A 7,759-nucleotide genomic window follows, 5' to 3' on the forward strand; every position below is an offset into this window, starting at 1 on the left:
GCCGCCAGGGACTTGAACCCCGAACCCGCGGATTAAGAGATCATCGGTGGTTCGTCCGCCAACGTCCGTGGACGTCCGCCGGTGCCGGTCGCGGGCTCGCAGTTGTCCGCCAAGTCCGTGACCGTTCGCCGCCGTTCGCGGGCTTGGCTGCCATCCAGGCTGCCAGCCTCTGCGATCTCCACCCTGGCGCAGACGGCGCTGATGCCTCTGATCCGTAGTTAGATCTGAATCTTCCGCCGACGTCCGTGGATGTCCACCGCGTCCGCTGACCTGGTGCGCTCCGTCTGCTGGTGTCCGTCAGCGTCCGCGGCCGTCCGACGGCTTGGCTGTCAACTTGGCTGTCACGTCTGCGACGGCCGTCCGACGACCCACGGCCTAGTGGCTCGGTACCTCGCTTAGATCGGGCCCGTCGTCTCGCAGCGTTGCCTGGTCCCTGGCTGTCTCAGATCGCGTGAACGGCAAGATCTTGCACTACTGTTGGAAGCAGGATGTGTTCGGCCGCGAGAACTCTCTCGGACAGGCTTTCGACCGTTTCATCCGGCTGGACGGGTAGTTCGTGTTGCGCGATAACGGGCCCCGCGTCGTACTCTGCTGTGACGATGTGGACTGAAGGCCCGGTAATGCGATCGCCGGAGGCCAGGACGGATTCATGTACTGCTCTGCCGTACATACCTTTTCCGCCATGTCTCGGCAGCAGAGACGGATGCACGTTTATGATCTTACCGGCGTAGGATTTCAGCGTGCACGGGCCAATATTTTTCATGTAACCCGCCGTGACGATCAGGCTGATCTTTCTTTCGTTTAGTAGCGTGCATATAGCCGTGTCGAGCTGATCGGGATCGGGATGCGTGACTCCTGACATGTGAGCGGCCGGTATGGCATGGGCTCGGGCATATGCAAGAGCGCCGGACCCTCCGTTGTTGCTCAGGACCAAGGCCAGGCGGAATGCCGCGGCAGGCCGGAGAGAGGATTGGTGCAGTGCCCGTAGATTGGTCCCGGTATGCGACGCAAACACCGCTACGCGGAAATCAGCCATGTACGGCACCCCGGCAGCTCGGCCGTGGCATCGCGTCTAAGGGCACGTCAAGGTAAGTCATGGGAGCCGACACACGCAGATTTTATGTCCACTCCGGCCTGGTTACCCCAGGCAAGCTCGTCGCTGGCAAGTGAGGGTTGGGCTGTCCGGGGAGCGAAGCGCCCTGGCACTGGTGATGGGGCTGTCGACTGGCGTGCCCTCTGCTCGTTCTTCGGCTGCCCATCGGCGTGCGCGACGAACGTCCGCAGCATCACGTTCCGTGCCTCGGCTGGTTCAGCCCACGCTGGCGACCGGCGGACTTCGTCGAACGTCTCGGATGGTCTACGCGGTGCGGGGTGCGACGGGCCCGGCGAGCACGGCCGCCAGGCCGCGCGCAGCCGGTCGCGCGGCGCGACCCGCACCGCGCTTGATCTCAAAACGAAGGATTCGGCAAATGCGCGGGCTCGTGCTCGTGGGGACCGGGCCGCCGCTGGCCCTGTCGGTGCCGGTCAACCGGTGAGGTCGGCGTGGTGCCGGACGTCCCACCGGTAGGCGTGGCCGTCTCGGCGGAGTTCGAGGAGGTCGACGCTGCCGACGGGCACGCTGATCGGTGGCCGCCTGCGAAGGTCGGTGAGTCGGCGGATGACCTCGTCGGTGGGCGGGGTGGCGTTGCAGTAGGTGACGCTGATGTGGGGTTTGAAACGGGCGGGCTCGTCGGGCACGGCGTCGGCGCCCAGGACGTCACCGATCGCGGCTCGTAGCTGCTCGCGTAGTTCGGCAACTGGGTGCCATGGGGTGGCGCGGAGGAAGGTTCCGCCGGGGTAAGCGGCGATGGGGCCGGCGGTGAGGGCGAACGGCTCGATGTCGGCGCATCGCTCGTCGGCGGCCTTCCCGATCGCGGCGACGGTCTCGGCGGGCAGCTCGTCGGCGAACGCGACGCCCTGCACGGTCATGTGCAGTCCGTCGACCGGCACGGGGTCGAGGTACTCCAGGTCGGCCAGCGCGCGTTGGAATCCGGCCACGTAGTCGGTGAGGGCCTGGTCCTGGAAGACGAGGTACCAGGTCAGGTAGCGCCGGTCCGGCCGCCATCCGGGGCGCCACCACCAGTGATCGGCCATCCGTTCGGTGCGGCGGAAAGCTTCCCAGTCGTCGGCGTCTACCTGGTCTTCGTGGGTCGGCGGCACGACCGCTCAGGGTAGACGGTGTGACCACCCTGATTGGTCGGCTGGGGGCCTGAACGTCAGGCGGTGGGCAGTCTCCAGGCTTTGACGGCGTCGTTGACCTGGGCGATCTCCGGGACGGTGCGCCACTGGGCGGCGGTGAGCAGGAAGTCCCGGGCCCGGCGGGCGACCACTTCGGATCGCAGATCGGCGCCGACGTCGAGTGCTTCGGCAACGAGTGCTCCGGCGCGGTCGGGCTGGGGGTTGGGACCGGTTAGGTAGGTCATGCTTGCGTCGACCAGGGTGAGGGCGTGGCTGGCGGTGGAGTCGGCGGCGGCGAAGATGGGGATGGCCTGGTCTGTGAACTCGCGGGCCCGGTCGGGGGCTCCGGCGGCGAGGTAGGCGGAGGCGGCGTTGCCGGCGATGCGGGATGCGGTGAACGGGTCGAAGGACAGGAAGTAGCCGACGGGGTCGGTGTCCTCGATGCGGGCGTGGGCGGCCAGGGCGCGGCCGACGGCCTCGTCGGCTCCGGCGATGTCGCCGAGCTTGCCCAGGGTGCGGGCTTCGCCGCTGATGGCGAGTCGGATGCTGGCGGGGCCGCCGCGGGCGTAGCGCTGGCCGTCGCGGGCAAGGTCCAGGGCTTCGCGGTACCGGCCGCCGTAGTAGGCGATGAAGCTCTGGGTGCCGCGGACCCACGCGGCGAGATCGCGGTGTCCGGCGGTCTTGGCGAGGCTCATCGCCTCGTTGCAGTAGGCGCGGGCAACGAGTTCGTTGCCGAGGTCGAACGCGAGATAACCGAGCAGGCCGGAGAGCTTCCCGCCGATGGCGTACAGCTCGCGGCGCTGGTCGGGGTGCTGGTGTCCGGACATCAGGTCGGCGACCCACCGGCGCTGCTTCAGGGCGACGGGGTAGACGGTGGCGGCGTCGCTGTTCTCGTAGCGGCGGCCCACGACTTCGATGCTGGTGTCGAGCTGGTGTAGCGCGTCGTCATCGACGTTGGATGCGGCGAACTGCTGCATCCGGCGGGTGACCTCGTCGAGCTCGGCGTCGAGTGCGAACAGCGCTCCGGCTGCGATCACGGTGCGCCGGTCCGGGCTCGTCTCGCTGCCGGCGGTTTCCGTGGTTTCCGAGCTGGCGAGTCCGAGACGGTCTCGGGGGATGCCGAGTCCGTCGGCGAACTTCTCGAAGTTCTCGATGGTGGTGACCTGGCGTTTCCCGCGGACAATCACGCTGATGGACGGCTGCGGGATGCCGGTCATGGCGGCTATCTGCGACTGGGAGGCACCGGTCCACTTCCGGTAGATCGCCAGCACGGTCTGCATGTCCCGTGCGGTGAGGGCCTGGGCCATCTCGGGGCGGTCCCACAGGCCGGTCGGTGCGGTGGGTAGTGGGCGGCGACGGGTCATGGCTGCTCCCATCCACGAAACGGGATGTGTGGCGTGGTGGACCGTGTACCGTCCGCCAGTCTATCCACGCTGAGTATCCATCCACATATCTATTCCGAACTGCCTGGATGCGTGAGCGTACGTCCTGGCTGCGCCCCGTCTCCGCGGCCTGGCTGCGGGACGGGCGCTGGGCGTGGTGACCAGGCAGGAAGGGAGAGATGGCATGACGGACGTGGCTGCACGGCGAACATCGGTGGCAGCGGAACCGGTGTTGTTCGGCGTGGTCCGCTTCGAGGACGACGGTTCCGGCCGGGTGCGGGACACAATGATCACGTTTCGGTCGGCGCAGGAAGCGGAAGCGTTCGCGCTGGATCGCTGCTGGACGCGGTACCAGGTGTGCGCGTTGCGGTTCTTCGTGGAGGAGAAGCCGGCGGAGCTGGGTGACTGGATGGTGCTCGGTGGGCACCTGGATCATCTGGTCACTCGGCGTGCGCGGCGTCTCCGGTGACCGCCCACGACGCCCGGCCGCCGTTGCGTGCGGATGTGGTTCGGGATCGGTCGTTGGCGGCGGTGGTGACGCTGCCGTGGGGTGCCGGCACGTGGGCGGTGGTGATCCAGCCGGGATCGGACCTGGCGGACCTGCACCGGGCCCTGGCGGAGCTTCCGGCAGGGTTGGAGTTCCACTCCGTGCACGGGGCGGGAGACGTCATCCTCGTCTACCAACTGCCCGCCGGGGAGGTCTCCCGGCGGGATCTGCTGCGGCTGACCGGCTCGGCGCTCGACATCCCCACCGGGTTCCCGGACCGGTCGCGGTGGATCACCCGTGAGGAGCAGCAGGCGTACCGGGCGGGGCACGCGGATGCGTTCGGCGCGATCCGCGTCTTCCTGAGCCGCCCCACCGGCGGCCCCCCGGACGGGACAGGTTCAGGCCCGGTCAATCCTCGGGGGTAGACCGGGCCTGAACCGATGAAGGGCCGGATCCGATGGTGACCATGTCATCGGATCCGGCCCTTTCGCATGCCCGGGTGCTACCGGACGCTGTCGCACCGCTCAGCAGGCGGAATGAGCTGGGCGCCGATGGTGGCAAGGCTGCGTTCGATGCGGAGCAGGACCTCCAGGATCTGCTGATCCACCGGCAGGACCGGCAGGGGCACCTCGTCGGGCTCCCTCCCGAGGAGGACGGTCAACAGGTGGTCGTCCGGCCATCCGAGCGCGCGGGAGATGGCGGCGAGCGTGGCGTCCTGGGCGCGGCGGCTGCTGGTGCCCCGTGCCAGTTCCCGTAGGGTCGCGACCGACACCCCGGACGCGGCGGCCAACGCCTGCTGACTCATCCGCCGTTCCCGCATCCGCGCGGTGATCGCGGCACCGACAGCCCGCCCGTCGTCCCCTGCCGTCGTCTCGCGCGCCATCGTGGATCAACACCCCCGGATCGTTTGCTGTTTACCAAACAGTAGTTCGCGTGATGAGCTTCCCGGAAGGCTGCCATGACGGTGGGGCCGTTTTTATAACGAGGCGTTATCCATAGGCGTATAGAAGCTTGGCGAGCGCTCGGCGAGCGGTGCATGGTGGGTGTTGCCCGACGTACCCCGGACCACCCGGGGGCGGGGCTGACCTTCGGAGGTTGACGAATCCATGGCGGTTCCCCGGCGTATTCCCGTGCGCTTCGAGGACGTGTTCCCGGCGGGTGCTTTCGTGCTCGGTGTGGAACCGGCGAACGACTACGAGAAGGTGAAGGCGAACGCTCCCGACCCGCAGGAACGCGACCCGAACACCGGCGAGCGGATCTGGGCGGTGCGGGTGCTGGACCCGGACCCGGCGGCCCGGCAGGCGGAGCTGAAGGTGAAGGTGCCCGGGGAGGTGCAGCCGGTCCTGCCGGAGGTGATGCCGGGCACGCCGTTCCGGCCGGTGCTGTTCGACGGGCTGACGATCACGCCGTGGGTGGACACCAACGGCAAGTACCCGAAGCAGGGCTACGCCATGCGGGCCCTGCGGCTGCGGCAGGTCGGCGCGGTGCGGCGGACGGGGGCGGCGGCATGACCGGCCACGACGCTGACCCATCCGGGTCGTTCACCTCTCTGGCGCTGTACGTCGGGACGAGCTGGTACGCGGTGTGTCACAGCTACCCCCACCGGCCCCCGATCCTGTCCCTCACCGTGGGCCCGACCGCGCTCTCCCTGTCATCCGTCGCTGAGGCGGACCCGGCGGCGCACCTCGCGTTCGCGCGGGCGTTGCGCGACGCGGTGAACACCTACCTCGCCGACTGCGAGCGGATCGCCCTCGCCGCACAGAACGACGCCCCGCCGACGGAAAACGCGGCGTAGCGCCTCCCTCATTTTCCGGAACGTTTCCCTCTCCCCCTTCCCTCTTCCCGTGGTTTCGTGCGCTCGAAAACAGGGTGGTATTGCCATGTCCAGAATCTACGGTGACCAGCGGATGCCGCGGATTCCGTCCCGGCCGGACAAGATGCGGGTGCCGCTGTGGATGCTGCTCCTCGCGGTGGCCGGCAAGGGGCTGGTGCTCGGGGTGCGCTGGTGCTGGCGGCACCGGATCGCCGTTCCCGTCGCGGTCGGCCTGCTGGTGTTCGTCCACCGGTTCGGCCTGCTGGGCCTGGTGGGCCTGCTCGTCGGTCTGCTGCTGGTGGCGGTGGTCTGGCGGCGGGTGCATCCGGTGTCGTTCGGGTGGCTGGCACGGTGGGTGTGGGGACGGGTCCGGCTGGCGTTCGTCTACCGGCGGCGGTGGCGGCCGGCGATGGTGCACACCGACCTGGCGATCCGGGTCCCGACCTCGAACGCCGATCAGGTCACCTTCGACGACTACTACCCCCGGATCCGTTCTATCCGCTCGACGCGAGCGGTGGACGTGCTGCGGGTGGAACTACTTCCCGGGCAGACCCCGGAACAGTGGGCGGAGCAGGCCGAAGCCCTGCGGCACGTGTTCCGGGCCCGGCGCTGTCAGGTCCAGGCAGAACCGCACCGGTTCGTCCGGCTGCACTTCCACCACCGTGACACCCTCGTCCGCCCTGTCACTCCCGGTGACCTCGACGGGCCCCGACCCGGCGACGTGGCCCCGGATCTCGTGGACGATCCCGGTGCCGCGTCGGGCCTGCTGGTGGCGGAGCTGGGCGCGGTCCCGGTCGGCCGCTGTGAGGACGGCTCTCCGTGGACCCTGCCGGTCCGCGGGACGCATGTCCTCGTCGCGGGGGCCACCGGTGCCGGTAAGGGCTCGGTGCTGTGGTCGATCATCCGCGGTCTCGGCCCGGCGGTGCGGGCGGGCCTGGTGAAGCTGTGGGTGTGCGACCCCAAGGGCGGGATGGAACTCGCTTTCGGTGAGCCCTTGTTCGCCCGGTTCGCCACCACGACAGGGGAGATTGCGGATCTCCTCGACCACGCGGTGACGGTCATGCAACGACGCACGGCACGGCTCCGCGGCCGGACCCGGCTGCACACCCCCACCGTCGGCGATCCGCTGATCGTGGTGGTGGTCGACGAAATCGCGTCGTTGACGGCGTACGTCACCGACCGGGACGTGAAGAAGCGGATCGGGGCGGCGCTGCCGCTGCTGCTCTCGCAGGGCCGCGCCCCCGGCGTCGTGGTCCTGGCGGCGGTGCAGGACCCGCGTAAGGAGGTGCTGCCCTTCCGGGACCTGTTCCCGGTCCGGGTCGCACTGCGCATGACCGAAGCCGAACAGCCGGATCTCGTGCTCGGCTCCGGTGCCCGGGACCGTGGGGCACGGGCGGACGAGATCCCGCTGTCGCTGCCCGGCGTCGGCTACGTCCTGGCTGAGGGACAGCCGGAACCGGTCCGGGTCCGCGCGGCCCACATCGACGACACCGAGATCAGCCGCACCGTCTGGGCCTACCGGCCGTCGACGGCAACCGGCGGCGGCTGGACACCCGACCTCGACCCCTACACCGACAGCGGCTCCGCCGACGGTGCCGACCCGGCCGGATGGGATGAGGTCGCATGACCACCCCGGCCGGCGATCCGGATCTGTCCGCTCCGCTGCCTGTGGTGCCGGTGTGCACCACCTGCTCCCACCTGTACGTCGCTCACCGGCGGGGCCGTTGCCATGGCGACACCGGCACCCGGGCCGGCTGTGCCTGCACCCACTTCACCGAACCCGCCCCGCCCATCGCTACCGACCGTTCGGATCTCGACGTCGACGTCTCGGAGGAACTGCCCGCGTGACCCTCCCTCCCC

At 69.2% G+C, this 7,759-nt stretch carries 10 protein-coding genes; 6 read left to right on the forward strand and 4 right to left on the reverse strand.

What is annotated here, in order from left to right; genetic code table 11:
* Window positions 1-442: 442 nt before the first annotated feature.
* The 3 genes from purN to AC08OO_RS21265 all read right to left on the reverse strand — a co-directional run bounded on the left by purN (window position 443) and on the right by AC08OO_RS21265 (window position 3,581).
* On the reverse strand, window positions 443-1,036 hold the full coding sequence (purN, locus tag AC08OO_RS21255) for a phosphoribosylglycinamide formyltransferase (protein ID WP_011435471.1): 594 nt from the start codon (window positions 1,034-1,036) through the stop codon (window positions 443-445).
* Window positions 1,037-1,524: 488 nt separating this feature from the next.
* Entirely contained in the window at window positions 1,525-2,199 is a 675-nt protein-coding gene (locus AC08OO_RS21260) for a 2'-5' RNA ligase family protein (protein WP_011435472.1), read from the reverse strand.
* Between the two features lie 56 nt (window positions 2,200-2,255).
* Window positions 2,256-3,581, reverse strand: a complete 1,326-nt coding sequence (locus AC08OO_RS21265; RefSeq protein WP_476611484.1) for a helix-turn-helix domain-containing protein — start codon at window positions 3,579-3,581, stop codon at window positions 2,256-2,258.
* A 202-nt stretch (window positions 3,582-3,783) separates the two neighbouring features.
* Here AC08OO_RS21265 and AC08OO_RS21270 point away from each other — a divergent pair, with 202 nt between their 5' ends.
* Window positions 3,784-4,068: a hypothetical protein gene (locus AC08OO_RS21270; protein WP_023841813.1), complete on the forward strand. Its 285-nt coding sequence runs from the start codon at window positions 3,784-3,786 to the stop codon at window positions 4,066-4,068.
* A complete protein-coding gene (locus tag AC08OO_RS21275) occupies window positions 4,065-4,511 on the forward strand; it encodes a hypothetical protein (RefSeq protein ID WP_108913842.1) in 447 nt (148 codons plus the stop codon). The genes AC08OO_RS21270 and AC08OO_RS21275 overlap by 4 nt, the downstream gene beginning before the upstream one ends.
* Before the next feature lie 77 nt (window positions 4,512-4,588).
* Here the strand turns inward: AC08OO_RS21275 and AC08OO_RS21280 are convergent, their stop codons facing one another.
* Window positions 4,589-4,969 (reverse strand): helix-turn-helix domain-containing protein, encoded by a 381-nt coding sequence (locus AC08OO_RS21280; RefSeq protein WP_011435476.1) that lies wholly within the window; start codon window positions 4,967-4,969, stop codon window positions 4,589-4,591.
* Between the two features lie 223 nt (window positions 4,970-5,192).
* Between AC08OO_RS21280 and AC08OO_RS21285 the strand changes: the two genes are divergently transcribed.
* The 4 genes from AC08OO_RS21285 (at window position 5,193) to AC08OO_RS21300 (ending at window position 7,747) form a co-directional block, all read left to right on the forward strand.
* On the forward strand, window positions 5,193-5,597 hold the full coding sequence (locus AC08OO_RS21285; RefSeq protein WP_011435477.1) for a hypothetical protein: 405 nt from the start codon (window positions 5,193-5,195) through the stop codon (window positions 5,595-5,597).
* Complete coding sequence (locus tag AC08OO_RS21290) at window positions 5,594-5,881, forward strand: hypothetical protein (RefSeq protein WP_011435478.1); 288 nt, start codon at window positions 5,594-5,596, stop codon at window positions 5,879-5,881. The genes AC08OO_RS21285 and AC08OO_RS21290 overlap by 4 nt, the downstream gene beginning before the upstream one ends.
* Window positions 5,882-5,966: 85 nt before the next feature.
* A complete protein-coding gene (locus AC08OO_RS21295; protein ID WP_011435479.1) occupies window positions 5,967-7,526 on the forward strand; it encodes an FtsK/SpoIIIE domain-containing protein in 1,560 nt (519 codons plus the stop codon).
* Window positions 7,523-7,747 carry a hypothetical protein gene (locus AC08OO_RS21300; RefSeq protein WP_011435480.1) on the forward strand — a complete coding sequence of 75 codons (225 nt, stop codon included), beginning with the start codon at window positions 7,523-7,525 and terminating at the stop codon, window positions 7,745-7,747. The genes AC08OO_RS21295 and AC08OO_RS21300 overlap by 4 nt, the downstream gene beginning before the upstream one ends.
* Window positions 7,748-7,759: the final 12 nt, after the last annotated feature.

It is taken from the genome of Frankia sp. CeCAU1 (assembly GCF_977971845.1).